The sequence below is a fragment of the Pseudomonas sp. BF-R-24 genome (assembly GCF_019947335.1).
Classification (GTDB): domain Bacteria; phylum Pseudomonadota; class Gammaproteobacteria; order Pseudomonadales; family Pseudomonadaceae; genus Aquipseudomonas; species Aquipseudomonas jessenii.
Map to the genome: position 1 here is coordinate 1 of NZ_JAGYGG010000016.1, position 26,716 is coordinate 26,716.

General features: G+C 60.7%; 21 protein-coding genes. 16 read left to right on the forward strand and 5 right to left on the reverse strand.

Annotation, left to right across the window (positions count from 1 at the left end):
* Positions 1-59: 59 nt before the first annotated feature.
* Positions 60-1,100, reverse strand: a complete 1,041-nt coding sequence (locus KGA98_RS14495) for an Ldh family oxidoreductase (protein WP_223502640.1) — start codon at positions 1,098-1,100, stop codon at positions 60-62.
* Positions 1,101-1,334: 234 nt separating this feature from the next.
* Between KGA98_RS14495 and KGA98_RS14500 the strand changes: the two genes are divergently transcribed.
* The gene (locus KGA98_RS14500) at positions 1,335-6,167 is read left to right on the forward strand and encodes a dermonecrotic toxin domain-containing protein (RefSeq protein ID WP_223502641.1); all 4,833 of its coding nucleotides are present in this window, start codon (positions 1,335-1,337) and stop codon (positions 6,165-6,167) included.
* A 216-nt stretch (positions 6,168-6,383) separates the two neighbouring features.
* Entirely contained in the window at positions 6,384-7,385 is a 1,002-nt protein-coding gene (locus KGA98_RS14505) for a FecR family protein (RefSeq protein WP_223502642.1), read from the forward strand.
* A 56-nt stretch (positions 7,386-7,441) separates the two neighbouring features.
* Here KGA98_RS14505 and KGA98_RS14510 read toward each other — a convergent pair whose 3' ends face one another.
* Positions 7,442-9,790, reverse strand: coding sequence for an acylase (locus KGA98_RS14510; protein WP_223502643.1), 2,349 nt, complete (start codon positions 9,788-9,790; stop codon positions 7,442-7,444).
* Positions 9,791-10,038: 248 nt separating this feature from the next.
* Between KGA98_RS14510 and KGA98_RS14515 the strand changes: the two genes are divergently transcribed.
* The gene (locus tag KGA98_RS14515) at positions 10,039-10,410 is read left to right on the forward strand and encodes a hypothetical protein (protein ID WP_057714705.1); all 372 of its coding nucleotides are present in this window, start codon (positions 10,039-10,041) and stop codon (positions 10,408-10,410) included.
* Positions 10,411-10,418: 8 nt separating this feature from the next.
* On the opposite strand, the gene KGA98_RS14520 is transcribed toward KGA98_RS14515, so the two are convergent.
* Positions 10,419-10,607: a hypothetical protein gene (locus KGA98_RS14520; RefSeq protein WP_102670389.1), complete on the reverse strand. Its 189-nt coding sequence runs from the start codon at positions 10,605-10,607 to the stop codon at positions 10,419-10,421.
* A gap of 818 nt (positions 10,608-11,425) precedes the next feature.
* Between KGA98_RS14520 and KGA98_RS14525 the strand changes: the two genes are divergently transcribed.
* From KGA98_RS14525 to KGA98_RS14560, 8 genes are all read left to right on the forward strand, one after another.
* Positions 11,426-11,872 carry a DUF411 domain-containing protein gene (locus tag KGA98_RS14525; RefSeq protein ID WP_150814035.1) on the forward strand — a complete coding sequence of 149 codons (447 nt, stop codon included), beginning with the start codon at positions 11,426-11,428 and terminating at the stop codon, positions 11,870-11,872.
* Positions 11,872-12,306, forward strand: coding sequence for a YqaA family protein (locus tag KGA98_RS14530; RefSeq protein WP_154909127.1), 435 nt, complete (start codon positions 11,872-11,874; stop codon positions 12,304-12,306). The genes KGA98_RS14525 and KGA98_RS14530 overlap by 1 nt, the downstream gene beginning before the upstream one ends.
* Positions 12,307-12,391: 85 nt before the next feature.
* Positions 12,392-13,417, forward strand: coding sequence for an alpha/beta fold hydrolase (locus KGA98_RS14535; protein WP_223502644.1), 1,026 nt, complete (start codon positions 12,392-12,394; stop codon positions 13,415-13,417).
* 13 nt (positions 13,418-13,430) lie between these two features.
* Entirely contained in the window at positions 13,431-14,384 is a 954-nt protein-coding gene (locus KGA98_RS14540; RefSeq protein WP_223502645.1) for a D-2-hydroxyacid dehydrogenase family protein, read from the forward strand.
* A gap of 263 nt (positions 14,385-14,647) precedes the next feature.
* A complete protein-coding gene (locus KGA98_RS14545) occupies positions 14,648-15,190 on the forward strand; it encodes a tetratricopeptide repeat protein (RefSeq protein WP_057714697.1) in 543 nt (180 codons plus the stop codon).
* 66 nt (positions 15,191-15,256) lie between these two features.
* The gene (locus KGA98_RS14550) at positions 15,257-15,739 is read left to right on the forward strand and encodes an RNA polymerase sigma factor (protein ID WP_371318492.1); all 483 of its coding nucleotides are present in this window, start codon (positions 15,257-15,259) and stop codon (positions 15,737-15,739) included.
* Positions 15,739-16,500 carry a transcriptional regulator gene (locus KGA98_RS14555; protein WP_223502646.1) on the forward strand — a complete coding sequence of 254 codons (762 nt, stop codon included), beginning with the start codon at positions 15,739-15,741 and terminating at the stop codon, positions 16,498-16,500. The genes KGA98_RS14550 and KGA98_RS14555 overlap by 1 nt, the downstream gene beginning before the upstream one ends.
* 130 nt (positions 16,501-16,630) lie before the next feature.
* Entirely contained in the window at positions 16,631-17,677 is a 1,047-nt protein-coding gene (locus KGA98_RS14560; protein ID WP_223502647.1) for an RHS repeat-associated core domain-containing protein, read from the forward strand.
* Between the two features lie 8 nt (positions 17,678-17,685).
* Here KGA98_RS14560 and KGA98_RS14565 read toward each other — a convergent pair whose 3' ends face one another.
* Both KGA98_RS14565 and KGA98_RS14570 read right to left on the reverse strand, forming a co-directional pair.
* The gene (locus KGA98_RS14565) at positions 17,686-18,987 is read right to left on the reverse strand and encodes an ATP-binding protein (RefSeq protein WP_223502648.1); all 1,302 of its coding nucleotides are present in this window, start codon (positions 18,985-18,987) and stop codon (positions 17,686-17,688) included.
* Positions 18,988-18,991: 4 nt separating this feature from the next.
* Positions 18,992-19,693 (reverse strand): response regulator transcription factor, encoded by a 702-nt coding sequence (locus tag KGA98_RS14570; RefSeq protein WP_223502649.1) that lies wholly within the window; start codon positions 19,691-19,693, stop codon positions 18,992-18,994.
* Positions 19,694-19,986: 293 nt separating this feature from the next.
* Between KGA98_RS14570 and KGA98_RS14575 the strand changes: the two genes are divergently transcribed.
* The 5 genes from KGA98_RS14575 to KGA98_RS14595 all read left to right on the forward strand — a co-directional run bounded on the left by KGA98_RS14575 (position 19,987) and on the right by KGA98_RS14595 (position 26,669).
* Positions 19,987-21,144 (forward strand): efflux RND transporter periplasmic adaptor subunit, encoded by a 1,158-nt coding sequence (locus tag KGA98_RS14575; RefSeq protein ID WP_057714692.1) that lies wholly within the window; start codon positions 19,987-19,989, stop codon positions 21,142-21,144.
* Positions 21,145-21,159: 15 nt separating this feature from the next.
* Positions 21,160-24,258 carry an efflux RND transporter permease subunit gene (locus tag KGA98_RS14580; protein ID WP_223502650.1) on the forward strand — a complete coding sequence of 1,033 codons (3,099 nt, stop codon included), beginning with the start codon at positions 21,160-21,162 and terminating at the stop codon, positions 24,256-24,258.
* Positions 24,259-24,450: 192 nt separating this feature from the next.
* The gene (locus tag KGA98_RS14585) at positions 24,451-25,092 is read left to right on the forward strand and encodes a DUF1345 domain-containing protein (RefSeq protein ID WP_223502651.1); all 642 of its coding nucleotides are present in this window, start codon (positions 24,451-24,453) and stop codon (positions 25,090-25,092) included.
* A 75-nt stretch (positions 25,093-25,167) separates the two neighbouring features.
* The gene (locus KGA98_RS14590; RefSeq protein ID WP_223502652.1) at positions 25,168-26,007 is read left to right on the forward strand and encodes an AraC family transcriptional regulator; all 840 of its coding nucleotides are present in this window, start codon (positions 25,168-25,170) and stop codon (positions 26,005-26,007) included.
* Positions 26,008-26,060: 53 nt separating this feature from the next.
* Positions 26,061-26,669, forward strand: a complete 609-nt coding sequence (locus KGA98_RS14595) for a LysE family translocator (protein ID WP_223502653.1) — start codon at positions 26,061-26,063, stop codon at positions 26,667-26,669.
* Positions 26,670-26,716: the final 47 nt, after the last annotated feature.

Here is a 26,716-nt window from a genome sequence, read left to right on the forward strand (position 1 = left end):
GACACACCGCCTTCGCGAGCAAGCCCGCTCCCACAGGGGGTTGCGGCGTATCTAACGGATCACTCCCCCGCCAGCTCCCGCAAGTTCGCCAGCGTCCGGGCATCCAGTTCAATGCCGTTGACCTGTGACCTGGCGCGTTGATGATGACGCCGGTCGCCCGGCAAACGCTTCAGGCCGACACCGTGCATTTGCCGCACCAGTTCCTGGCTGCGCTCGGCAAAGCTTTGCCCCGCCGCCTTGTCCGGATCGATCACGATAAGCAACTGGCCAGTCCAGGGGGTCTTGGCGCCAGGGTGGTTCTTCCAGTCGAACTCGAAGGAAAAATTGCCACCGGTCAGTGCCGCCGCGAGCAACTCGACCATCATCGACAACGCCGAGCCCTTGTGCCCGCCGAAAGGCAGCAACGCGCCGCCCTCGAGAATCGCCTTCGGGTCCGTGGTCGGCTGGCCGAGGCTGTCCACGCCCATCCCTTCCGGCAAGCGTTCACCTTCGCGGGCGGCAATTTGCACATCGCCATGGGCAATGGCACTGGTGGCCAGGTCGAAGACAATCGGCCCGCCCTCGGCCCGCGGTGCAGCGAAGGCAATCGGGTTGGTGCCGAACAGCGGCCGGTCGGCACCGTGGGGCACCACGCAGGTCATGCTGTTGACCACGCTCAATGCCACAAGGCCCTCTTCAGCGAAGGGTTCGACATCCGGCCACAAGGCCGCGAAATGGTGCGAGTTACGGATCGCCAGCACCGCGATGCCGGCACTTCGGGCCTTCTGCACCAGTAACTCGCGTGCCGCCGCCAGGGCCGGCTGCGCAAAACCGTTATTGGCGTCGACCCGCACAAACCCTGAAGCCACATCTTCGACCAGCGGAACGGCCTGGCCATTGACCCAGCCGCTTTGCAGCGTCGAAACATAACCAGGAATGCGGAACACCCCGTGACTGTGCGCGCCGTCGCGCTCGGCACCGGCGCAGTTTTGCGCCAGCACCCGGGCAACTTCGGCCGACGTACCGTGACGCAGAAAAATCTTCTCCAGCAAAGCGCTCAGCGCTTCGAGTGACAGGTGTGACGGGACCGCGGTAGAGGCGTGATCGTGTGGCGCAGACATCTGAAGCTCCAGACTGATTATTGGAGGGAACAACAGCGTACAAAGACCCGCCGATTAACAACGCGCGGCGTGCGAACTGTCAACCTTTCGCTCAGGGTCGATGAGGTCTATCCCTGTCACAAACGCCCGCGACCCGTGCGTTATCTATTTACCACCCGCGTCAACGCACCGGCTTTTAGTCTCGATGCTCAATCCACAGGCGCCATTGAGTGGCACCTAGAACGAGACTCGACGATGTCTACACCAGTAACTCCGCTATTGTTCCCCGAGGCGCTGATGTCGCGCGGTCTCTGGAGTGAACTTGGCCAAACCCACGGGCTGACGCGAAGGGACTTCGAATGGTTCAGCCATATCGAACTGGCCACCCAGGCACTGCGCGACAAGCAGACGCCGCCCATGCTGGCGAAGAAAATCCTGCTGAAAATCACTGGACTGGAACCCGTGGCGCTGGTCGGCAGTTTTTTGCTGACCGCGACGCCCGATGACAATGGCGTGATTCTCTACACCCCGTACGCGGGAATAAAAAAGTTCGCCGACCGCAGGGCCCTGACCGAACAGCTGGTGACGCAACTCAAAGCGGCCGGTGAAGACGACGACCTGCTGGCCTTCATGGCGCTGTCTCAACGCAAGGCCGTGGTGGGCGCCGCCGACATCGAGCTGGACTTTCAAACCATCGACGGTGACGTGTTCGAAGACCAGAGCAACACCCTCTCCAGCCAGCAGCAACTTAACGACCAGGCCCTACTCGACGAATTGAAAGCGCTGCCGTCCCTGACCTCGCTGCTCGACACATTGCTGAGTCAACGGCTGGCAGCGTCTTTCCCCGATCTGGATCAGAGCCGGACCCAAGTGAACTTCTACCTGTCTACAACGCCAGAAAAAGCGGGCGAAAGCCATCCGGCGCGACGCTGGGTCAACTCCCTTTCCCTGAGTGACGCGGTACTCCTGCACTATCGCCATCAGCGTTGGCCATCCGGGCAGTCCCATGAATTTTCCCATCCGGGAAAGTCCCCGGCAAAAGCCGACCAGCCACTCTGGGAAGCAGCCGTCACGACAATCTCGCGCCAACTGATCAGCCTGCTGGTCGGGCAGCTCGAAGGTTTCTGGGCTGCGGCGAGCACCGAAGGCGCATCGCGTCGCCAATTCTTCGGCCAGGCCATCGCCGACCAGGCGCGGGTACAACTGCTGCTCAAACGCGAAGCCGGGATCATCACCCCTGAGCAAAGCCAGGACTTGCACGCGTTGATCTCGACGGCCAGCCGGACGGACAAGGCTATGACTGTCGAAACCGTGCGTCTGTGGGAGTACCAGGCCAACTATGTAGAGTTGGCCGGCTCACTGATGGTCAGCGCCGGCAATGCGTTTCTCTACACGCCCACCGCAGGCCTGCAGGTGCTCGAGAACTATCTGGACTTGTGCGATACGGTGCTGAGCAAACTCAGTGCGGCCGGTCATGAGGATGAACTCTATGGTCTGCTGAGCCTGGATGAACGCCAGCGTTTCATTGGTTTTGACCGGCCGAATGTGACCGGGGAAGTGATTGGCGGCGCGATCTTCCCCAAGCTCTTCGACCGGATCATCAGCAAGCAACGGCAGAACATGGAATATGCCCTGCAGGTGTTCCGTCACAGTGACGGCAGCGTGGACATCCACGCCCTGTTCGACAAGGCGCTGGATATCCGCTCGATGATCAGCGAGCGACTGCTGACGCTGGATGCCGGCGGACGCTGGAGCACACGTCCCGTGTTATCCGGCAATCAGCATCCCTCCACAGTGCTGGCCGATACGGCGGCAGCTTTCGTCAAAACCTTCCGCGACATCGAAACACTGATCAACGCGGATTTTGCAGCACAACCGGTTGCGTCTCTGGCCTTGCAACGGGTCTATCTGGAAAACATGAAACCCCGCCTGGCCCATGCACTTGCCGTTGGCCTGCGTGGCGAGGCCAGCCTGCGGGTGCTTGGCGCAACACTGCGGGATGCGGATCGGGCCATTGTCGAAACAGTCTTCAACCCGGACCAGCCCGACCGGCAAAACCGCTTGTCACTCAAGGGTTTCCGCCCCGATGCCTACTCGTTGACGCTGGAGCGCTCCGGCCAGCAGGATGTCCTGCCCCTGGCCCATTGTGTGCTGGTGACCGAGCGTGGCGGACTCGATCCCTCGCATTCCGGCCGGACGATCCTGTGGACGCCCGCCGAGGGCCTGGAAGTCTTTGACACCATCAGTCGTGCACGGCTGGAACTGAACCGCCGCCTGCTCGAGCCGCAGCAACGCCTGGCGCTGCTGGAAAACCTGACCCCGGCCCAGCGCGTCTTTCACCAACGCTACTCACTGGGACCGTTGCGGCTGATTGAAGGGTCTGTATTGGAACGGGTCGCGCAATCGTCCATCGAGCATTTTTTGGCTCGCTGCGAACACGTACGTACTTTCGACCTGAGCGACACGAAGCAGAGAAAAGCCCTTGAAGACCTGACCACAACGGTCCTCAACACCAACCTGGGAAGAGCCACGTCGATTGCCCGTGCGATCAGCCAGCAGCAGTCCCTGCCCGCCTGGCTGGGAATGGCTCCGCTGCAAGAGCAGCGACTGCACCTTGAACTGCTGGAGCAATACCGCCACAGCGTTGTTGAGGACAAAGACTATTTACACGGGATCAAACCCCTCAAGTCGTATGTGCATGAAACACTGAAATCGTTGCTCGCCAGCCGCTTCCCCGCAACAGCGCCGGACCCTGACAATATCGAAATCACCCCGGACCTGGCCCTGGTCGGCCCCGCCCGGAGCCTCACCGAGTTCGCCTTGCAGCACGTCAACATTGCGCAAGGCACAGGGTTCAAGGTCGGGTCGGCAACCACTCAAACGCTGCCCCGGAATCTGGATCAGGCGGCTGTCCGCCAACTATTGCGATCACTGGACATTGCGCAGAACTACGCCAAACAGGTCACGGACAGCTTGTCGAATCAAGCGGCCGCCGTGGACAGCAGGATGTTGCGCTTCATCAAGCAACTGCCCTGGCAACTGCTGCAACACGCACACGAACTGAAACTGCAGCAACGGCTTTCCGACAGCGCTTTCGATTTGCTTCGGCAAGTATTCGACATGCCGGACGCCATCGCCCGGGCGACCGTAGAAGGTGCCCACGCCATTGCCCGACCATTGGAACTGATCAAGACAACCGGTGCCGCCGCCGTCAAGGCGCTGGGCCTGTACCTGATTGGCCCAGGCACGGGCAAGGCAGGCCCACAAATCCTCTATGCCCCTTACCACCCGAGTGGTTCACCCTTCGTTGAGTTCGACAATGAGGCCAGCGTTGTTTCGGCACTCAACACACCGGGGCCATTGCAGGACATGTTGATACGTCGCCTGCCGGACAGTGAGCAAACGGTGTTTCGCAACCTGTTGGAGTCCACCGTCGGCCAGTCGAGCGAAATCACCCTTGCGTCCAACCCCATCGGCGGCAACCTGCTCACCCATTTGTTCCATGACAACACCCAGCTGTTGGTGAAGATGCTCGCCAGCCAGTCACACGCTAGCGGTCAGTCGGACTGGGAGGCCGTCAAACACCTGTTCGGTGCCGGCATCGAGCGCATTTCAAGCCTGCTGCCGGGCAAACTCGCGTACGCGCAGTTTCTTTGGAAGGCCTACAAGGATGCCCTCAATTCGGCCGAAGCCTTGCAGGACCATCATTGGATGACCGCGTTGCGCGAGTTTATTGCCGGGGCGGCGCAAATCCTGTCATTGGGCCGGCTGTCACTTGAAGGATGGGGCGAAAGCGCTCAGGAAACCGGCGAAGCCGTTGCTCCACCGGTTGTCACCCCCGTGATCGCGCAACCCTGGTCGAAGATTCGGTCGACAGCAGCAATGCGCACCCGGCTGCAACCGTTCGAAACCACAGTTGAACTCAAGGACCTGGTGAGAAACAGCATTGACGGCACCTATCTGGACGCGGGCAGCAAGAAAACCTTCGCCGCCATTGCCGGAAAGGTGTACGGCGTGAACAAGAGCGGAGCGGTCTGGAGAACGATCAAAGGCGGGGAAGAAGGCCCCGTGTTAACGATTACTCCTGACAAACAATTGGTCATCGACCCGGATCTGCACACCGTTCACTTCGGCAAAGTCGTCTCGAAAATGCACAACCAGCTTGCCAACGCCTATGTTTCCCGGGCGGTCCTGAACATCGAGGCCCGGGGGATGGACGAAATCCGGGCAAAGCATCCCGCTAAAGCCCGCATGATCGTGCAGGCCATCGACATGGCTCGTTATTATGCGTTCAACAGCCTGCACAACCTGGTGCAACTGCGCAAACTCGTCCCGGGCACACGGCTCGATACGTTCCTCAAAGGGTTCTTTGGTGTGGGCCAGATCGATAACGGCCTGATCGACAAAATAAAACAGGCCATCGTTCCCATCTGCAACGCGCTGGTCGATCCCGATTTAGACTGGATGAACTCGCAACGTTTTGTCGTGGGTTCAAGCCGGGACCCGAGGGACGACATGATCGCATTTGTCCTGGGCAAGGATCAGCAGCACAATGTGCATTTCACCGAAAGATTCTTCGACCAACAACTCGACTGGTACAAATCCTGTTTAACCCAGCCCTTCAACGTCGACGGCCACAGCCAGGCCGCCACGTTGATCCACGAGTTCGCTCATCTGTTTTCCGGGGCCGTGGATATTGCATACCTTGAGGCCAGGCGACCGTTCAGCGATCTGGTGGCACCGATTACCGCCTATGGCGCAGCCATGAAACAGACGCAGCTGGACTTCCAGCGAGGAGCCTTGTCGATGGAGACGCCGAAGGAGGAACTTTTCGCACGCTGGCACAGTGGACTGCAAAAGTGGATCAGTCTGGATTCGATTCCGGGTTCTAAAAACACCGGTAAAGCGATTCTACGGCTGACGGGCAGCCAGACCATGGATAAGGCACGGGAAGCTTTTTTAAACAGGCAGGAATCGAAGTTCCGAACCGATGTCATTTTGCACAATGCCGACTCGATCGCCTTTTTGATCTGCGAAATGGGCCGGCAACTGGACCCGGTGCCGGTCACTCCGACCACTGGAACCTGACCGCGGCGTAACAACGCGCAGATCCGCGGGTCTGCGCAGCACAACGGTGTTTGACTTGATGTTTTTTTCACGCACCCTATGGATACTGTTTATTCGACAACCGATGTTCCAAAGGCGATGCGTTGAAAAAAAACAACACATTGATGGTTAAATGCCATGACTGATGTTCTCGCAGACTTCCCCCAAGGTTAGAATGCAGGAAATCAGGAAGGGCCAATGACCGACCACACACTTTCGGAAGCCGAATTCGACGCTATCACCGATGCTGCCGCGCATTGGTGCATGCGTCTGCACGCCAGTGACTGCACCGAGCAAGAGCGCCAGGCGTTCGAGCAATGGCGTGATGCGCATCCGCTCCATGCCTTCGAGTACGAAGCGATGCTGGAGATCTGGGATGTCGCCGGCGAGTTGCCTCGTCCCGAACCCGTCGTGCCGCTGGTTCGCCGCCAACCCGAAACCCCGTGGCGCCGCCTGGCCATTGCCGCGGCGGTATGTGCCCTGGCACTGCCTTTGGCCGGTTATGGCGGCTGGCACCTGGGCTGGGTACCGAACGCGTACCAGCATTTCGAAGCGACCGACAATGTTCGTACCGTCACCTTGAAAGACGGCAGCCAGGTGGAGCTGAACCTGGGCAGCGAGCTGACGTACAGCAACTACAAGGATCAGCGACAAGTCACGCTGGATAAAGGCGAAGCCTTCTTCAGGGTCAGCCATGACACCCGCCACCCCTTCGTGGTCAAGGCCGCCGAAGGCCGGATTCGCGTGACCGGCACCCAATTCAACGTCTGGATGTATGAAGACCAGGTCAAGGTCAACCTGATCGAAGGTTCGGTACTGGTCAGCAGCAACGCCGACCTGCAAGGCGACGGTTTGCGCCTTGGCCCGGCGATGCAGGCCAGTTATCGCCGCGGCGACTTCATTCCCCGCATCAGCCAGACCTATGACAATGACAGCTCGCTGGCCTGGCGCCAGGGCAAGCTGGTGCTCGACGATCTGGCCTTGAGCGATGCGCTGCCCTTGATCAATCGCTACCTGGACAAACCGTTGATGGTGGCTGACCACAGCACCGGCTCGATCCATATCGGCGGCATCTACAACATCAAAGAGATCAACGGCCTGGTAAGGTCCTTGCCGCGGGTCCTGCCGGTCTACCTGACCCGTAATCAGAACGGCAATCTGGTGGTCAACGCGATTCCGCAAATCTCCCCGAAAAGCTGAAAAGGCCACCACCCTTGCGGAGGCGGCCTTCAGCGTTCATGCAAAACTCCACTACCTTACTGCGCGGCCACTTTTGCATCCTGCCGGCGGATCGTCTGCACCTGATAGTCCGGATCGGACAGGATCTGTTGCTCGGTGAAAGGCAGCACGCTCCATTGCTTCCTGGAAAAGGCCTGCGTCTGGTCCCGTGAATACTTCGAGGCCGGGTCGCTGGACAACGAGAATGCCAGCAATCCTTTGGCCTGCGGTCCGTTTTGGTCAAAGGTCACCACTTGCAGGTAGCTCGTGCCGCTGACCACTTCGCGCTTGCCATCGCTGCGCGGTACGCTCTGGATCGCGTTGTAGACCCCCAACGTTCCCGGCCCGCCGTGGATCGGTGTCTGTTGTCCGCCGCTGCTGACCACCTGGATATCGCCCCAGCGACTGTCCGGCTTGAGTCCTGCCGCCTTGACCTGCTCAGCCGAAGCCAGCATCGCTGCCCGTAGCGCCTTCGCCACCTGCGGGTGATCGACTGCCAGACCCCGTGGGGTATGTTGCGGATCCCGCGGATCGAATGCCACACGCCATACGTCCGGCACCGACTCCAACGCCTCCATGACATTCTGGAAGTGCACAAAGCCCAAACCGCTGCCCAAGTTGGCGTTGCGGTCCCAGGCCTTGAGGCTGGCGCACAGTGGCGCGAGCGTTTTGGCATCGGTACCGAGATCAGCCGCGCAGAATTGCAACAGGTCCGGCATCACTAGACTGGCTTGATAAACCCGATCGTCCATGACCATGTGTTGCAAGTCCGCTGCCTCGACCTTGCCGGCCTGGGCCAGCGCGCTCAAACGGTCCAGGGCAAAGCGCGAGCGCAGCCCCAGTGGCTGACTGTCCTGGCTGATCAACGGCGAATAGCCGGTCAGCGGTTGCGCCGGGTTGGCCATCCATGCCGAGTCGTTGGAGTGCTGGACAAAGTCCTTGCGTAGCAATTGCGGCAACTTGTCCGCAGCATAGATACCCTGTTGTGCAGCCTGCGGGTCGATGTCCCAGGCACAGGCGCTGTTGGAGCCGTCTAGAGTGATCATCTGCAAGCCAACGCGCGGATCACTGCATTGCGCCAGCTTGTCGACACTGACGTTGGGCACCACCGAGAGGTTCATGTACAGCGTCTGCCCCTGATCGTCCGCTGCCAGCGTATTGACCCACGGAATGCCCTGGATCTCGTGCACCGAAGCCTGGAAATCCTTGAGGTTTTCAGCGCGGTTCATCGCGTACCACTGCTGCAGAACCCGGTCGTTATCCAGATTGGCGTCGCGCAGGCTGTAGGCGTATTGATGATCCCAATCCAGTTTTCCCGGCCATTGCACCACCGGACCGAATTTCGAGCTGTAGACCTCGTGGGAAATTGTCCGGACCTGCCCGTCCGCCTGCCTGACGTTGACGGTCACGGTCTGCTTGTCCATCGGCAAGGACTGGCCGTCGAGCAGGTAACGGGTCGAATCCTTGGGATCGAGTTGCAGGCGATACAGCGTGAAATGCCTGGACGAATCCACGGTGTGGGTCCAGGCCAGATGTTGATTGAAACCGATGTTGATCAACGGCAGGCCGGGCAACGCCGCGCCCATCACGTCCAGTTTGCCGGGAATGGTCAGGTGCATCTGATAAAAACGCATGCCGCCCACCCACGGAAAGTGCGGATTGGCCAGCAACATGCCGCGTCCGTTGAAGGAACGCTCGCTGCCGACCGCGACGGCGTTGCTGCCACGGTCCAGGGCAAAACGCTGCATCCGCGTAGCAGCCACCTGGAACGCCGCCTGTGCGCTCGACGCCCGGGCCAGGGTCTGGGGCGGCGTGGCACCGGCCAGGGCTTCGGCAAACTGGCCGACGCCACCTTCGACCAACAGGCGCCGGGTCAGCTTGACCAGATCCGACGTGGTAATGTCGCGCACCCAATCTCCCTGGCACTGCGGCGGCAATCCCTGGACGCGACGTTCGCTCAAGGAGCGGTTGTACCCCGCCACATAGCCTTCGACCAACTCACGCACTGGCGGGGTCTGGGCCTGCCAGAAACCGGCGACGGCTTGGGGAGTGTTCAGCCAGGTGAAAAATACATCGCTGACCAGGTTCTCGCGCTCTTCGACGGTGAACTGATCCGGCCCGAAATACCGCGAACGTTCACCGTTGACCGTAGTGATTTCGTTGGCCAACAGGCACAGGTTATCCTGGGCGTAGGCATAGCCGATGCCGTAGCCGAGCCCGCGCTCGTTGTCGGCGCGGATGTGCGGCACGCCGAAACCGGTGCGGCGGATCTCGGCGCTCGTTTGCGCAGGCGTATCACTCGCACTCGCCGCAAGGCTCAGCCCCAGGCTCAACCCCAGAGTCACACCCGCCAGGCTCAACCTGGTTAACTGGCTGGAAATAATCACGCTCGCTCCTGATCGAAAAAACGATGGTCACGGCTGCGCATACCCACGCGCACCGGGCCTCCCTGTAGGGACGAAGCTCACTACAAAAATTTTAGAGATTACTGCGCAACGCCCCATGGTCTGACAGGTTGATCACGCGATGGCGACAAAATTTCTACATTCGAGCCTTCATGATTCGGGCTGCTCATACGTCTAATGCTGTAAGAGCGCCCATTTTTTCCTGATCAGGCTCTGAAAGGAGTTTTGCAATGTACAACTCGCAACTGCCAACGGACGGTAGCAACGCGCCAAAGGGTACTTCCATGGGAGTCGGCGTATTCGAGCCGCGTACCGATCGCCACGGCAACGAGCGGATCAGGGTCCTGCTCAAAAGCTTTGGCCTTCGAACCAGTCTGATCCGCCTGAAAGTCATCGATGCCCTGCTGACGGCCGCCGAAAACGACCGCAGCCTTGGCGTGCGTGGCGTGCACAGCCAATTGCTGGACCTGGATATTCCCCTGTCCTTTCTCAGCGTGCGTGAAGTGCTGAAGCGTTTGTGCAGCGAAGGGGTGATTGTCCTCAACCCCGACAAGAGCTACAGCCTGCATCCCCAGGCTGCCGCCATTTTACGCAACCGATGATCGAATGATCAGAGTTTGACCTTGCGGCGCATCACGCCATTGATGACCACCACGACCACCGCCACGCCAATGGCGATGTACTGGAACAGTTTTTCGCTGATGACGCCGGTGTTCTGCAACCAGGAAAGGCCAAACATGATCCCCAGCACCACCAGAGAGATCAGAATCGAGTATTTCAAACGTTGCGACTGAGTCATTGCGGGTTCCTGAATCTGAAAATGTATCCGGTTTGTATCGACGCGCATGCCAAGCGCTTACCCTGTTTCGGGATAAGTGGCTACAAGCGGGGTCTCATGTTACAGCCGATGAAGAGTTTTGGCTTCATTGCGGCGATAACCATGGCGGACCAGGTTACTACCCACATCGTTAACAGCGGTTCAACGGCCTGAATCCTTTCGGTAAAAGTCATTGCCCGGCCGGGCGCTGCAAGCGGTCTTTGCGACGAATGCCACCGCTGGCCTGCGTTATCCGGAAGCAGTCATGAAACTGCTCGACCGGTAAGGGTCGCCGGCCCGTTCGATGAATTGAGCGGGCCGGGCAACTCCAGATCGCAAAAGCAAGATCAAAAGATCGTAGCCTTTGGCAGCTCCTGCAGGGGAACGCGTGCACCACCAAACAACGAGGCCGAGCGTCAGGGGCAAGAGCGTTTGGTTACTTTGCGCTTTTCAAAGTAACCCTGTAGGAGCGAGCTTGCTCGCGATGGTCGTCAACGATAACGCTGGTTGGCAGGCACCCCGCGGCGCTCTCCAGTCCATCGCGAGCAAGCTCGCTCCTACAGGTATCGGTGTTCCCCGGGATTGCGTGAAGAACCTTTTTTGAACCCGGGGATCACATAGACACGCACCTTCGGCGTTTCAACCTGACGATTTTGTAATGTGCCCCTCATCTGCCTGACAGCGTTGATCTACCATCATCGAACGGCGGATCTTTGTAGTACTTCGAAACACTCCTTGAACGCCTGACCGTAAAAAATGGTCAGAATGCGTTTTTTTGCCCGTTAGCCGAGACGAATTCCATGCGAAACCCTCTGCGACTGATCGCCCTGAGCGCCCTGTTCATGTCTTCCCTGGTCCAGGCCGCCGACCTCATTCCGATCGAGGTTCATCGCGACGCCAATTGTGGTTGCTGCAAAAAATGGATCACCCACCTGGAGGCCAATGGTTTCAAGGTCGAAGACCACGTAGAAGCCAGCATGAGCGAATTCAAGCAACAGCACGGCGTGCCGCCACGGCTGGCGTCGTGCCACACCGCATTGATCAATGGCAAATTCGTTGAAGGCCATGTCCCGGCCGACCAGGTCCTGGCCTTGAGCAAACGCGACGATCTGCTGGGCGTCGCGGCCCCCGGCATGCCCATGGGTTCGCCCGGCATGGAAATGGACGGCATGAGCGATGCCTATCAAGTCATCGGCCTGAAAAAGGACGGCACTGACGTGGTGGTTGCGGACTACCCCGCCCATTGATGTCCGGTGCGTATCTCGGGTTGTTTTTCGCGGCATTCGGTGCCGCCACGCTGCTGCCGTTGCAATCCGAAGCCGTGCTGGTCGGACTGCTGCTCAGCGATCGCTATTGGCTCTGGGCACTGCTGGCGGTGGCAACGTTCGGCAACGTTCTGGGCTCGCTAATCAACTGGTGGCTGGGGCGCGGGATCGAGCGGTTCCGCGACCGGCGCTGGTTTCCGGTGAGCCCCCGGCATCTGGAAAAGGCCCGGCTTCATTACCAACGCTACGGCCATTGGTCATTGCTGCTCAGTTGGCTGCCGGTGATCGGCGATCCGCTGACGCTGGTCGCCGGGGTCATGCGCGAGCCGCTGGGACGCTTCCTGCTGATCGTCACCCTGGCCAAAGGCGCCCGCTACAGCGTGCTTGCGTTGGCGACTTTGGGCTGGATGGGTTGAACCATCAGGGGCGGCGATTGCCTGTGATTAATACCGCCCTAATCGAGTCGATCCAACATAGGCGGATTTTCCATGGAGCTCTCCCATGTCGCGCCCCTTCTCCCGCTGGTTACCCAGCCTGTTGCTGACCGCCGCCCTGCCCGTCATCGCCCACGCCGAAGGGCCGCAATACGGCCCCGAGTTGCAAGGTTTCGACTACCCCTACACGCTCAAGCACTTCGCCTTTGATTCCCAGGGCCAATCCCTGCAAATGGGTTACATGGACGTCGCCGCCCACGGCAAGGCCAATGGCCGCAGCGTGGTGCTGATGCACGGCAAGAATTTCTGCGGTGCCACCTGGGACAGTTCGATCAAAGCCCTCAGCGACGCCGGCTATCGGGTCATCGCCCCGGACCAGATCGGCTTCTGCACCTCCAGCAAGCCGACGCACTATCAGTACAGCTTCCAGCAACTGGCGACGAACACCCAGCAATTGCTCAAGGCGCTGGGCATCCAGAAAGCCACCCTGCTGGGGCATTCCACCGGCGGCATGCTCGCCACTCGCTATGCCTTGCAATACCCCGAACAGGTCGAGCAACTGGCGCTGGTCAACCCCATCGGCCTGGAAGACTGGAAAGCCCTCGGTGTGCCCTATCGCACGGTTGATCAATGGTACGAGCGCGAACTCAAGCTCAGTGCCGAGGGTATCCGCAACTACGAACGCACCACCTATTACGGCGGTCGCTGGAAGCCTGAGTTCGATCGTTGGGTCGACATGCTCGCCGGCCTGAACAAAGGCCCGGGACATACGCAAGTCGCGTGGAACTCGGCACTGATCTACGACATGATCTTCACGCAACCGGTGTTTTACGAATTCCAGAACCTGAAGATGCCGACCTTGCTGTTGATCGGAACATCCGACACCACCGCCATCGGCAGTGACATCGCCCCACCCGAGGTCAAGGCGAAGATCGGGCACTACGACGTCCTCGGCAAACAGGTAGCCGGGATGATTCCCCAGTCCACACTGGTCGAATTCCCCGGCATGGGCCACGCGCCGCAGATGGAAGAACCGGCCCGATTCCACCAGGCCCTGCTCGCCTGGCTGAGCAAGACCAACCCCGTGCATTGAAGAGGAAAGGCTGATGCCTGTGCAGATTGCAGTGATCGATGATTGGCAGGATGTGGCGCGCAATGCAGTGGACTGGTCGGCACTGGACAGCGTCGGTGAGGTAAGTTTTCTCCATGACTACCCCACCGATACCTCATCCCTGGCCGAGCGCCTGGCCGGGTTCGAGGTGATCTGCGTGATGCGCGAGCGCACCCGCTTCGATGAAGACCTGCTGAGGCGCCTGCCCAAGCTCAAGCTGCTGGTGACCGGCGGTATGCGCAACGCGGCCCTGGACCTGAAAACCGCTGCCGCGCTGGGCATTCAGGTCAGCGGTACCGACAGCTACAAACACGCCGCGCCGGAACTGACCTGGGCGCTGATCATGGCCGCAACCCGCAACCTGGTGGTCGAGGCCAATGCCCTGCGCGCCGGGCAATGGCAACAAGGCCTGGGTGGCGACTTGCATGGCAAGACACTGGCCATCCTCGGTCTGGGCAGCATCGGCCAGCGAGTCGCGCAGTTCGGTCAAGTGTTCGGCATGCGTGTCATCGCCTGGAGTGAAAACCTCACCGCCGAACGCGCGGCGCAGGTCGGTGTGACCCGTGTCAGCAAACAGGAGCTGTTCGAACAGGCCGACGTGCTGTCGGTGCACCTGGTGCTCAGCGAGCGCAGTCGCGGTCTGGTGGACGCACAAGCCCTTGGCTGGATGAAGCCCTCGGCGCTGCTGGTGAACACCGCTCGTGGCCCCATTGTCGATGAAGCGGCGCTGATCAAGGCGCTGCAGAAACAACGGCTGGCCGGTGTCGCTCTGGACGTCTTCGAGCAGGAACCGCTGCCCGCCCACCATCCGTTCCGGACCCTGGACAATGTACTGGCGACGCCCCATGTCGGGTACGTGAGCCAACAGAACTACCGGCTGTTTTTCTCGCAAATGATTGAGGATATTCAGGCCTGGTCGGCGGGTGCTCCGATTCGTTTGCTGGGCTGACACTCCAATGTGGGAGCGAGCTTGCTCGCGATAGCGGTGTATCAGTCGACATCACCGTTGAATGACACTCCGCTTCGCGAGCAGGCTCGCTCCCACAGGGATCTTCGGCGCACACAATGCTGCGCTATGAGCTTTCCTTGAAAAACACCGCCAGGACATAACGAATAATTGTTCATGCTGCGGTGTTTTCGTCACATCAACCTTGCACTGCGTCTGGCGGGACGCGACCTGATCTGAACCCATGAAGCTCTGGAGCAAAGCCCATGAATATTCGTTTTGCTGTTCTGACGCCCCCTCTGTTGCTGGCCGTTGCGTTGTCCGGTTCCCTCGCCCTGGCCAACGGCGGTGGCGGGGACGACGACGCGCCCATCAGACCCAACTGCCCGAAAGGTCAGGTGTTCGACAGCAAATCGAAACGTTGCGTCCGGCAGACCAGTAGCCTGGTGCCGGACGAAGACCGTACCAACTATGCCTATCGACTGGCCAAGGACGGGCGTTATGAAGAAGCCCTGGCCCTGCTCGACACGCTGAAACAGCCAAATACCGCAAAAGCGTTGAACTATCGCGGCTACGCCACGCGTAAACTGGGACGTACCGACGAAGGCATCGGCTATTACCTGCAATCGGTGAAACTAGACCCGCAATATGCGCAGGTCCGCGAATACCTCGGCGAAGCCTATGTGGTCAAAGGCCGGCTGGATCTTGCACAGGAGCAACTGCGGCAGATCGAATCCATCTGTGGCAGTACTCAATGCGAGGAGTACCAGGACCTGGCCGAAGCCATCAACGGTTCATCGAAAACCTGACAACCCGAGCGGACGGAGGTCGCCATCGCCAGCGATCAGGCAATACGAACGGAACTGAACCAGCATCTGGCGCGTTTATGGCGCTACGGCCTGCTGCTGTCCCGGCAACGGCATGTCGCCGATGACCTGGTGCAAGCCACTTGCCTGCGGGCGCTGGAACGGGCCGGGCAATACGTGCAGGGAACGCGCATGGACCACTGGCTGCTGAGCATTCTGCATTCGATCTGGCTCAACGAAGTCCGCGCCCGGCGGGTGCGCCAGGGGCAGGGCCAGGTAGACGCCGATCAGGCCTTGTCGTTCGATGGAGAATCCGTGGCGCAAACCCACGTGTTGGCAGCGCAGGTCATCCGCCGCGTCGATGCCTTGCCCGAGGCCCAGCGCGAAACGGTGTTTCTCGCCTATGTCGAAGGCTTGTCCTACCGCGAAGTCGCCGAGGTGCTGCAAGTGCCCATCGGCACCGTCATGAGTCGCCTGGCCGCCGCTCGGGCGAAACTGGCCGAATATCCACCGTTGCACACGGTGCCCACCCCTAACCGAGGAGAACATTGATGAACGCGATACCCTCGGACGAACAACTGGTGGCTTACCTCGACAACCAACTCGATGCCGAGCAGCGCTCGCGCATCGACGCGGCCATCAGCGCCGACCCGATGCTCGGCCTGCGCCTGCAATGGCTGGATCGCAGCAGCCTGCCGTTCAAGGACGCCTACGATGAACTGGCCCGACAGGCGCCGGTCGATCGCCTGCAAACCATGCTCGCCACAATGCCCTCACCCGCCCGCCCCGGGCTCAATCGACGCTGGTTCCTGGCCGCCGCGGCCGGGCTGTTGGCCGGCGGCGTGCTGGCGGACCGTTTGTTCCTCGGCTGGCAAGCGAGCCGACAGTCACATAGCTGGCGCGGCCTGGTGGCCGATTACATGGCGCTCTATGTGCCGGAAACCCTGGATCACCTGCCCGGCGATGAAGCTGCCCAACGGGCACAACTGCGCACGATCGATGCGCGTCTGGGCCTCAACCTCGCGCCGGCAAAACTGAGCCTGCCCCGCGTCGAGTTCAGGCGCGCGCAAATCCTCGAGTACGACGGTGCACCCATCGCCCAGATCACCTACCTCGATCCGGCCCACGGCCCCATGGCGCTGTGTGTTACCCGCTCCAACAGCGGCAGCCGCCATTTCGCCCGGGAACAGCGGCGCGAACTGAACATCGTGTATTGGGCTGACATGGAACACGCCTGGATGCTGATCGGGCATCAGCCGATGGCGGACCTGGAGGAGATGGCGAAACTGTTGCGCGGGCGCTTGAGCCTGTAGCAAACGATGAACGCATCGAGGATGCTAGCGCTTGTTGAACTCAAGACCTAGCAGTTCTGATAGTGGGCAGCAACCGGGAAACAGTCGATGCTTGGGGTACGAATACTCAACCGTGCATGGAGCTCGGAAAATGCCTGCTTCCCCTCGCGAAACCGTGCTGTGCCGCTATCACTATGATGCGCTGGATCGATTGGACAACAGCGCGCCTGCGGTCATGGACAGCCTTCAACGGTTTTACTGCAAAACCCGGCTGGCCACCGAAATCCAAGGCTCGGTGCGCAACAGTATTTTCCAGCACGAAGATCGGTTGTTGGCGCAACAGCGCCATGAAAACACCCGGATCGACAGTTCGTTGCTGGCAACCGATCAGCAACGCTCAGTGCTCAATGTGCTCAACACCACGGGACCGCAACCCGTCACCTACACGGCCTATGGTCACCGCTCCCCGGAAAACGGCTTGCTCAGCCTGCTCGGGTTCAATGGTGAACGGCGGGACCCGCTGACCGGGCATTATCCTCTGGGTTTTGGCTATCGGCAGTTCAACCCGGTGACTATGCGATTCAACAGCCCGGACAGTTTGAGTCCGTTTGGGGACGGTGGATTGAATGGGTATGCGTATTGCGTGGGGGACCCGGTCAATCGGAGTGATCCGACCGGGCATTTTTCTGTTTTGCGCATTCTAATCGGAGTTTCTGGCACTGTTTCAGTGGGAGCCTATGTTGGATCGCTCGTCGTAGAGGACAAGACGGTTCGTTTTGTGCTAACAGGACTTTCATTTGCTGCGGGTGTAACTGCTGGGGGAGGCGTAGGATTTTTGAAGTATCAGTCACGGCCTCCGAGATTGCAGCGGAGCAATCTTGCTTCCCAACAAGGGGAAATCGCTCTGGGAGATGTTTCACCTGGTCGGAGGCGTGCCGACCCGCCACCGCCCTATCCTGGTAGTCATCGACTTCCCCAACCCGCTTCCAGCAGGCCCAGTGTCTCAGAACAGTTTGATGTCCCGCCTCCCAGCTACGAAGAAGCCGTCGGCTCAATAGATAGACTCCGCGCCCCTCAGAATTTGGAATCGCAACCTTCATTACCGCCACACCAGCCACCTAGACGCACTCTGAGCAGTAGAAGCTTATCGTCTTCGGACATTGGCCAAGAAGCCTGGCAAGTTCGCCGTTTAACTTAAAGCCAAGCTCAGGCCAACGTCGGCAACCACAAACGAAACCTCGCCCCGCCCAGCGGCGAGGCTTCCACCGTCAACGTGCCGCCCTGGGCTTCCAGTGCTCGGCGGCTGATCGCCAGTCCCAGTCCGAAACCACCCGTGGCGCGGTCGCGGCTGCGGTCGAGGCGGTAGAAAGGTTCGAAGATCCGCTCGCGTTCGTCATCCGGAATGCCGATGCCATCATCGTCGACCCAGATTTCACAGCCACTGGCATAGACCTGCACACCGATCTGAATACGCTTCTCGCAATAGCGCATGGCGTTGCGCAGCAGGTTTTGCAGGGCTCGGGCGGTCAGGCGCGGGTCCAGGCTGAAGCGTTCGAGCTGGCCGTGGAGCAACACGTCGATGACGATTTGCGGAGACTCCATTTCTTCGTCGACGCTGCCGAGAATGCTGTCGATGAATTCATCCATCGACACTTCGACCTGCTCCGGCAGCCGCGCCGGGTTTTGCAGGCGACTGTAGGACAGCAGCTCCAGCACCAATTCATCGAGTTCCCGAATGTGCGCCACCAGGCTTTGCAAGCGCTCGCGGCTGGCCGCCGGCAAGTCGTCGGACAGGGCCAGCGCCAGGCCGAAATCCAGGCGCGTCAGCGGCGTGCGCAACTCGTGGGACACCGCATTGAGCAGGTCTCGCTGCTGGTTGAGCAGGTTCTCGATGTCGCCGGCCATGGTGTCGAACACACTGGCCAGGCTACCGATGTTGGAACTCGGGGAAATTTGCGTGCGCTCGCCCAAGTGGCCCTTGCCAAAGCGTTCGGCGGCGCCCTTGAGGCGCTCCAGGTCACGCCAGTGCGGGCGCAGCCACAACAACAGGCACGCGAGCATGGTCGCGCCGATCAGGACGTTGATGCTCCAGTACAACAGATTGACGTCCAGCGGATCCGGTGGCACGACCATTTGCACCACGGTGCGCTCATTCAGCGGCGCGACCGCCAGCGTGCGCCAGCCCCAGTCGCCCACGCGCACGACGTTCTCACCGCGGCGCAAGCGCAGCTGTTCATCGGGCGTCAGGCTGCTGTCGTCATTGCTGCTGAGCACGATGTGCAGAGGCGAGAAGTCCTTGTCCATTTCAGCGGCCAGGGTCGGCCACTGTTCGGCCGGGACCCCCTGGAACTGTTTGACGATCAGCGTTTGCAGCCCTCGCGAGTAATCGAGGTTGTAGGTGACAAAGCGTTCCTGGAACACCTTGACCACCAGATCCGGCACCAGATAGATCGCCGCGCTGAACGAGACGATGGTCACCAGGTACAAACGAAAGAGGATTCTGAACATCGGCTCAGCATTCCCACTCGGAACGGCTGAACAGGTAACCCTTGCCCCACACGGTCTTGATCTTGCGCGCCTCGCCGGCGTGGTCGTCGAACTTGCGTCGCAGCTTGGAAATCGCCACGTCCACCGAACGGTCGGTGCCATTGAATTCGATGCCGCGCAAGCGTTGCAGGATCTGGTCGCGGCTCAACACCTCTCCGGCATGCCGGGCCAGCACCACCAGCAGGTTGTACTCGCCGCTGGACAATTCCACCAATTGCCCGCGCCAGGTGACGGTACGCTCGGACAAGTCGATGCACAGGTTGCCCATCAGAATGCGGTCGTTGGCAGTCTGCGGCTCGCTGAGGCTGCTGCGGCGCAACAAGGTCCGCACCCGGGCCAGCAGCACTCGCGGCTCGCAGGGTTTGGTGACGTAGTCGTCGGCCCCCATTTCCAGGCCCAGGACCTGGTCGTGGCTGTCGTCGCGGGCGGTGAGCATCAGGATCGGCAGGGTCGCCGAATCGGCGCGCAGCAGGCGACAGACTTGCAAGCCGTCGAGGCCGGGCAGCATCAGGTCGAGGATCACCAGGTCCGGCGGATTGAGCCGCGCACGTTCGCGCACTTGGTCACCGCGACCGATCACGCTGACGGAATAACCGTTGCGTTCCAGGTAACTGGCAATCAGTTCGGCGAGGGCGGTGTCGTCTTCGACCAGGAGGATGTTGGGCATGGGGTGTTTCCAGAAAGTACTTTGGCGTCTGCACCGGCCTCTTCGCGAGCAAGCCCGCTCCCACAGGGATTTGAGGTGACCACAAATGATATGAACACCACCGGCCACTGTGGGAGCGAGCTTGCTCGCGATGGCAATCTATCCGGCGCAATAGAAATCAAGGACTGCAGGATATACGCCCTCACGCACACCTGAGTAAAACCCTTACACAATTTCACACAGCACCAACAAAGCTTCACCGCTACCCTCGCCTTCGCCCAGTAGGATGCTGGGGGTCTTTATTGGGGTATTACATGTCGAAGAATCTGCTTGCCAGGCTCAGCCTGATTGCACTGGCGTTGACACTGGGCGCGTGTGACAAGTCCTCGAATGCCGAGGAACAGGCGCCGCTGGCCACGGTTCGCATCGAGACCATCGAAGCGCGGCCACTGACCATCAGCAGTGAACTGAGCGGGCGGATTGCCGCACCGCGCATGGCCGAAGTGCGTGCCCGGGTGGCTGGCGTTGTCTTGCAGCGCACCTTCCGTGAAGGCAGTGACGTGAAACAGGGCGAAGTGTTGTTCCGCATCGACCCGGCGCCGTTCAAGGCTGACCTGGACAGCGCCGAAGCCGCGTTGCGCAAGGCTGAAGCCAACGCGTTCCAGGCCAGATTGCAGGAACAGCGCTACGCCCGGTTGATCGACGACAAGGCCATCAGCGGCCAGGACTACGACAACGCCCGGGCCAACGCCCGGCAGACCGCTGCCGACGTCGCCGGCAACAAGGCGGCGGTGGAACGCGCCCGGTTGAACCTCGGTTACGCCACGGTCACCGCGCCGATTTCCGGGCGTATCGGTCGCGCACTGGTCACCGAAGGCGCACTGGTCGGGCAAAACGAAACCACGCCCCTGGCGCTGATTCAGCAACTGAACCCGATTCATGCCGACCTGACCCAGTCCACCCGCGAACTCAACGAACTGCGCCGAGCCTTCCGCTCAGGTCAGTTGCAGCAGGTCGGCCAGGACCAGGCCAAGGCCACGTTGATTCAGGATGACGGCAGCCTCTACCCGCTGCCGGGCAAAATGCTGTTCAGCGATATCACCGTCGACCCGGGCACCGGCCAGATCATCCTGCGCAGCGAGTTCCCCAACCCCGACCTCGACTTGCTGCCCGGCAGTTTCGTGCGCGTACGCCTGGAACAAGCGATCAACCAGCAGGGCATCAGCGTGCCGCAACGGGCCATCCAGCGCGACAGCGCCGGCATCGCCCAGGTGCTGCTGCTCGACGCCGAACAGCGGGTCGGGCAGCGACCGGTCGAACTGGGTGCCGTACAGAACGATCGCTGGATCGTCACCGGCGGCCTGAAGGCAGGCGACCGCATCGTCATCGAAGGGCTGCAGCACGCCCGCCCCGGCGAGAAAGTGCAGATCGACGACACCCCTCTTCCACTTGCCCAGGCGACTGGTCAGTAAGCAGGACGCTTTTTTATGCCGCAGTTCTTTATCGACCGCCCGGTGTTCGCCTGGGTGGTTGCCCTGTTCATCCTGCTGGCCGGTGCGCTGGCCATTCCGCAACTGCCGGTGGCGCAATACCCCGATGTTGCACCGCCACAAATCGAAATCTACGCCGTGTACCCCGGCGCCTCGGCGCAAACCGTGGACGAGAGCGTGGTCAGCCTGATCGAGGAAGAGCTCAACGGCGCCGATCACCTGTTGTATTTCGAATCCCAGAGCAGCCTGGGCAGCGCCACCATCAAGGCCACCTTCCAGCCGGGCACCAACCCGGAACTGGCTCAGGTGGATGTGCAGAACCGCCTGAAAGCCGTGGAGTCTCGCCTGCCACAAGCGGTCATCCAGCAAGGTTTGCAGGTGGAGAAAGTCTCCTCCGGCTTCCTGCTGCTGATCACCCTGACCTCCAGCGACGGCAAGCTCGACGACGTGGCGCTCAGCGATTACCTGGCGCGCAACGTGATGAACGAGGTCAAGCGTCTTGACGGCGTCGGCAAGGCGCAACTCTACGGCGCCGAACGGGCGATGCGGATCTGGATCGACCCGCAGAAGCTGCTCGCCTTCAACCTGACGCCGGCGGACGTCAACACCGCCATCGTCGCGCAAAACGCCCAGGTGTCGGCCGGCAGCATCGGTGACCTGCCAACCCGCACCACCCAGGAAATCACCGCGACCATTCTGGTCAAGGGCCAGTTGTCGACCCCCGAAGAGTTTGCCGACATCGTCCTCAAGGCCAACCCGGACGGCTCGACCGTACGCATCAGCGATGTGGCGCGGGTCGAGATCGGTAGCCAGGAATACCAGTTTTCCACGCGCCTGAACGGCAAACCGTCCACCGCCGTCGCCGTGCAACTGTCGCCCGGCGCCAACGCCCTGAACACCGCAACCCTGGTGCGGGCGAAGATGGACGAACTCAAGCGCTATTTCCCGGCGAACGTCGAGTACTCGATACCGTACGACACCTCACCCTTCGTCAAGGTCTCGATCACCAAAGTGGTCTACACCCTCTTCGAGGCGATGCTGCTGGTGTTCGCGGTAATGTTCCTGTTCCTGCAGAACATCCGCTACACGCTGATTCCGACGCTGGTGGTGCCGGTGGCGCTGATGGGCACCTTTGCGACAATGCTGGCGCTGGGGTTTTCGATCAACGTGCTGACCATGTTTGGCATGGTGCTGGCCATCGGCATTCTGGTGGACGACGCCATCGTGGTGGTGGAAAACGTCGAGCGAATCATGGCCACCGAGGGCTTGTCGCCCAAGGAAGCCACGCGCAAGGCCATGCAGCAGATCACCGGGGCCATCATCGGCATCACTCTGGTGCTGGTCGCGGTGTTCATTCCGATGGCCTTCATGCAGGGTTCGGTCGGGGTGATTTACCAGCAGTTCTCGCTGTCGATGGCCACCTCGATCCTGTTCTCGGCCTTCCTCGCCCTGACCTTGACCCCGGCCCTGTGCGCAACACTGCTCAAGCCGATTGCCAAAGGCGAGCACCACGAAAAGACCGGGTTCTTCGGCTGGTTCAACCGTCGCTTTGAGCAACTGACCGAGCGCTATCAGGGCTGGGTCGCCTATGCGTTGAAACGGACCGGGCGCTACCTGCTGATCTACGGCGTGCTGCTGATCGGTCTGGGCTTGGCCTTCAGTCGCTTGCCCTCCTCGTTCCTGCCGGTGGAAGACCAGGGTTACACCATCACCGACATCCAGTTGCCACCGGGTGCGAGCAAGAATCGCACGGTGCAGGTGGCCGAGCAGGTTGAAGCGCACAATGCCGGGGAACCGGGCATTCGGGACAGCGTGGTGATTCTCGGATTCAGCTTCTCTGGCAGCGGGCAGAATGCGGCGCTGGCGTTCAGCACGCTCAAAGACTGGTCCGAGCGAGGCAGCGACGACTCGGCGGCTTCGATTGCCGACCGGGCCAACGTCGCCCTCAGCCAGATCAAGGACGCGGTGACGTTTGCCGTACTGCCGCCGCCCGTGGATGGCCTGGGTACGTCCAGCGGATTCGAGTTCCGCCTGCAGGATCGCGGGGGTCTCGGCCATGAGAAGTTGATGCAAGCGCGCACCGAGTTACTCGCGGCAGCCGAAAAAAGCCCGATCCTGATGAACGTGCGCGAAAGTGCCCTGGCCGAGGCACCGCAGGTGCAACTGGTCGTCGACCGCAAGCAGGCCAACGCACTGGGGGTGTCATTTGCCGACGTCGGCAATGTGCTGTCCACGGCCGTGGGCTCAGCCTACATCAACGACTTCCCCAATCAGGGGCGGATGCAGCGCGTCGTGGTGCAGGCCGAGGGCGACCAGCGTAGCCAGGTGGAAGACCTGCTGAAGATTCACGTGCGCAACACCCACGAAAAAATGGTGCCCTTGTCAGCCTTCGTACAGGCCAGGTGGACTCAGGGCCCGGCGCAGTTGACCCGCTACAACGGCTACCCGGCGATCAGCATTTCCGGTGAACCGACCCCGGGCCACAGCACCGGCGAGGCCATGGCCGAGATCGAGCGGCTGGTGGCGCAAGGCCCGGCGGGCCTGGGCCAGGAATGGACCGGGTTGTCGTTGCAGGAACGGTTGTCCGGCAGCCAGGCGCCGATCCTGCTGGGGCTGTCGCTGTTGATCGTGTTCCTGTGCCTGGCGGCGTTGTACGAGAGCTGGTCGATCCCCACCTCGGTACTGCTGGTGGTGCCGCTGGGCGTGCTCGGCGCGGTGCTGGCCGTGACCTTGCGCGGGATGCCCAACGACGTGTTCTTCAAGGTCGGGCTGATCACCATCATCGGCCTGTCGGCGAAGAACGCGATCCTGATCATCGAGTTCGCCAAGAGCCTGTACGACGAAGGCCACGACCTGATCGACGCGACCCTGCAAGCGGCACGCCTGCGGTTGCGGCCGATTGTCATGACCTCCCTGGCGTTCATCCTTGGCGTGGTGCCATTGGCGATCGCGACCGGCGCCAGTTCGGCGAGCCAGCAGGCCATCGGCACCGGGGTGATCGGCGGGATGATCACGGCGACCCTGGCCGTGGTGTTCGTGCCGGTGTTTTTTGTGGTGGTGATGAAGCTGGTGCGCAAGCGCCATAAAGAAATTTAACAAACAACACCTACCCAATGTGGGAGCGGGCTTGCTCGCGAAGGCGGATGCTCAGTCGACATGGATGTTGAATGTGATGACCCCTTCGCGAGCAAGCCCGCTCCCACATTCGATTTCATTGGCCTAAGGATTGTGGTCACGATCGACCACGCTGGGCTATGGTGATTGCAAAGTACCAACCATTGAGTCCTCATGCCCTACCTCACCCACACCCACCCTCGCCTGTCCGCCGCCACGACGCTCGGTATCGCGGCGGGTATCCTGGTTCCGGCCGATTCGGTCATCGGCAAAATCCTCATCGGCTGGAATGCCGGGGTCTGGACTTACCTGATCCTGATGTCCTGGCTCGTCGTGCGTTCGAAAGCGACTGATGTGAAACGCATTGCCGAAATCGAGGACGAGAACGCCGGGCTGGTGCTGTTCGTGGTGTGCATTGCGGCAATTGCCAGCCTGGCAGCCATCACCCTCGAACTGGCCGGCGGCAAAGACCTGGAAACCACCCGCAAACTGCTGCACTACGGCTTCACCGCTTTGACGGTGATCGGCTCCTGGTTGCTGATCGGGGTGATTTTCAGCGTGCACTACGCGCGCCTGTTTTACACCTGGGAAGGCAAGGAGCCGGCGTTGCGTTTTGCTGAAGGCCTGACAACGCCCAACTATTGGGACTTCCTGTACTTCTCGTTCACCGTCGGTGTGGCGGTGCAGACTTCGGATGTTGGCGTGGCGACTAGGGACCTGCGCAAGATCGTGCTGGCGCAGTCGCTGATCGGTTTTCTATTCAATACGGCCATCCTCGGTTTCTCGATCAACATCGCGGCGGGACTGTTCAATTGATACGTGCACAAACGTTCTAGTCATGGCCCGCTCCACAGGCGTCAAATGACACGGTAACGACCTCGCAGGTGCGCCATGACTTCTCACAACTGGCTCGATCTGGCCAAGGACGCCGATACCGGCATCGAGACCCTGCGTGCGCATTTCGAGGGCCATGCCTACGATCCGCACTGGCATGACAGCTATCTGGTGGGTGTCACCGAGCAAGGGGTGCAGCAATTCAATTGTCGACGAGCCAGACACCAAAGCACGCCGGGAAAGGTGTTTTTGCTGGAGCCGGGCGACATCCACGACGGTGAGGCGCCGACCGCGGATGGTTTTACCTATCGCATGCTGTACCTCGACCCACAGTGGTTGCAGCGTGAGTTAGGCGCGGTGTTTGACAACGCGCCGGACAACAGCGAGTTGAGTTTCGCCAACACCCTGGCCAGCGATTCGCGCCTGACCCACGCCACCAGCCTTGCGTTTGAAACGCTGCACGGTGGTGAAATGAAGATCGTTCGCCAGACCGCGCTCGATGGCTTGCTCGAACGCCTCACCAGCCATCTGCACTGGCGCACTCGCTATGGCGAAGATCCGCGCCTGCCCCTGGTTGCGCAAAAGGCCCGGGACTATCTGCACGCCAACGCACAATACGACATTGGCCTCGACCAACTGGCCGCCGTCACCGGGGTCGACCGCTTTCGCCTGACCCGTGCATTCAAGGCTGCATACGGCATGGCGCCCCATGCATATCTGGTGCAATTGCGCCTGGCTACGGCGCGTCGAATGCTGGCCCGTGGTGATCAGCCTGCAACCGTGGCCATGACCTTGGGCTTTGCCGATCAGAGTCACCTGGGTCGCTGGTTCGTGCGCGCCTACGGTCTGACACCAGCGCTGTACCGCAAGCGTTGCTCAAATCTTCCAGACAGATAAGCGCCCGGCTTGTGAAGATCGACTTCAATGATCTTCACCGGAGTTTGCCTGCGATGCTGTCCTCTTTTCCGACGTTTCTGCCCTTTCTGCTGTTCGCCTTTGTGGCCTCGATCACCCCCGGCCCGACCAACATTCTGGTGCTGAGCAACAGTGCCCGGTTCGGCTTGATGGCTGCCGTTCCGATCATTCTTGGCGCCTGTGCCAGTGCGGCGATATTGGTGTTGTTGGTGGGCACCGGTGCCGGGACTTCGCTGATCGAATGGCCCGCGCTGCAAACGCTGATGCAGTGGGCCGGCGTGGCATGGCTGAGTTATCTGGCCTGGCAAATCTTCCGCGCCCCGGTTGCCGCCATTGCCGCCGACAATGCCGAGAAGCGCCTCGGCTTGCTGGGCGCGGCGAGCCTGCAATGGATCAACCCGAAAACCTGGATGATGGCGCTGGCGGTGGTCAGCGTGTTTGCCGGAGTGGGTGAAGACCGGTTTGTGCATGTGATGTATTTGTCGTTGGCGTTTTTCCTGATCTCGCTGCCGTGTCTTGGAGCTTGGGCAGTGCTCGGCGCCGGCTCCAGTCGCTGGCTGCGTTCACCTCGTGCGATGCAGCGCTTCAACCGCTGCATGGGCCTGTTGTTGCTGGGTTCGGCGTGGTTGAGCGTGCTCGCCTGAGCTCCATTGGTCGTTTTTTGTCGGCCTGTGATTCATCGAACACTTGA

Coding starts and splice junctions, on each gene's coding strand:
- KGA98_RS14570 (WP_223502649.1), bottom strand. CDS start 19,693: ATGCCCAACATCCTCCTGGTCGAAGACGACACCGCCCTCGCCGAACTG.
- KGA98_RS14595 (WP_223502653.1), top strand. CDS start 26,061: ATGCTGTCCTCTTTTCCGACGTTTCTGCCCTTTCTGCTGTTCGCCTTT.
- KGA98_RS14560 (WP_223502647.1), top strand. CDS start 16,631: ATGCCTGCTTCCCCTCGCGAAACCGTGCTGTGCCGCTATCACTATGAT.
- KGA98_RS14540 (WP_223502645.1), top strand. CDS start 13,431: ATGCCTGTGCAGATTGCAGTGATCGATGATTGGCAGGATGTGGCGCGC.
- KGA98_RS14495 (WP_223502640.1), bottom strand. CDS start 1,100: ATGTCTGCGCCACACGATCACGCCTCTACCGCGGTCCCGTCACACCTG.
- KGA98_RS14580 (WP_223502650.1), top strand. CDS start 21,160: ATGCCGCAGTTCTTTATCGACCGCCCGGTGTTCGCCTGGGTGGTTGCC.
- KGA98_RS14500 (WP_223502641.1), top strand. CDS start 1,335: ATGTCTACACCAGTAACTCCGCTATTGTTCCCCGAGGCGCTGATGTCG.
- KGA98_RS14545 (WP_057714697.1), top strand. CDS start 14,648: ATGAATATTCGTTTTGCTGTTCTGACGCCCCCTCTGTTGCTGGCCGTT.
- KGA98_RS14555 (WP_223502646.1), top strand. CDS start 15,739: ATGAACGCGATACCCTCGGACGAACAACTGGTGGCTTACCTCGACAAC.
- KGA98_RS14515 (WP_057714705.1), top strand. CDS start 10,039: ATGTACAACTCGCAACTGCCAACGGACGGTAGCAACGCGCCAAAGGGT.
- KGA98_RS14525 (WP_150814035.1), top strand. CDS start 11,426: ATGCGAAACCCTCTGCGACTGATCGCCCTGAGCGCCCTGTTCATGTCT.
- KGA98_RS14520 (WP_102670389.1), bottom strand. CDS start 10,607: ATGACTCAGTCGCAACGTTTGAAATACTCGATTCTGATCTCTCTGGTG.
- KGA98_RS14535 (WP_223502644.1), top strand. CDS start 12,392: ATGTCGCGCCCCTTCTCCCGCTGGTTACCCAGCCTGTTGCTGACCGCC.
- KGA98_RS14530 (WP_154909127.1), top strand. CDS start 11,872: ATGTCCGGTGCGTATCTCGGGTTGTTTTTCGCGGCATTCGGTGCCGCC.
- KGA98_RS14590 (WP_223502652.1), top strand. CDS start 25,168: ATGACTTCTCACAACTGGCTCGATCTGGCCAAGGACGCCGATACCGGC.
- KGA98_RS14565 (WP_223502648.1), bottom strand. CDS start 18,987: ATGTTCAGAATCCTCTTTCGTTTGTACCTGGTGACCATCGTCTCGTTC.
- KGA98_RS14505 (WP_223502642.1), top strand. CDS start 6,384: ATGACCGACCACACACTTTCGGAAGCCGAATTCGACGCTATCACCGAT.
- KGA98_RS14585 (WP_223502651.1), top strand. CDS start 24,451: ATGCCCTACCTCACCCACACCCACCCTCGCCTGTCCGCCGCCACGACG.
- KGA98_RS14575 (WP_057714692.1), top strand. CDS start 19,987: ATGTCGAAGAATCTGCTTGCCAGGCTCAGCCTGATTGCACTGGCGTTG.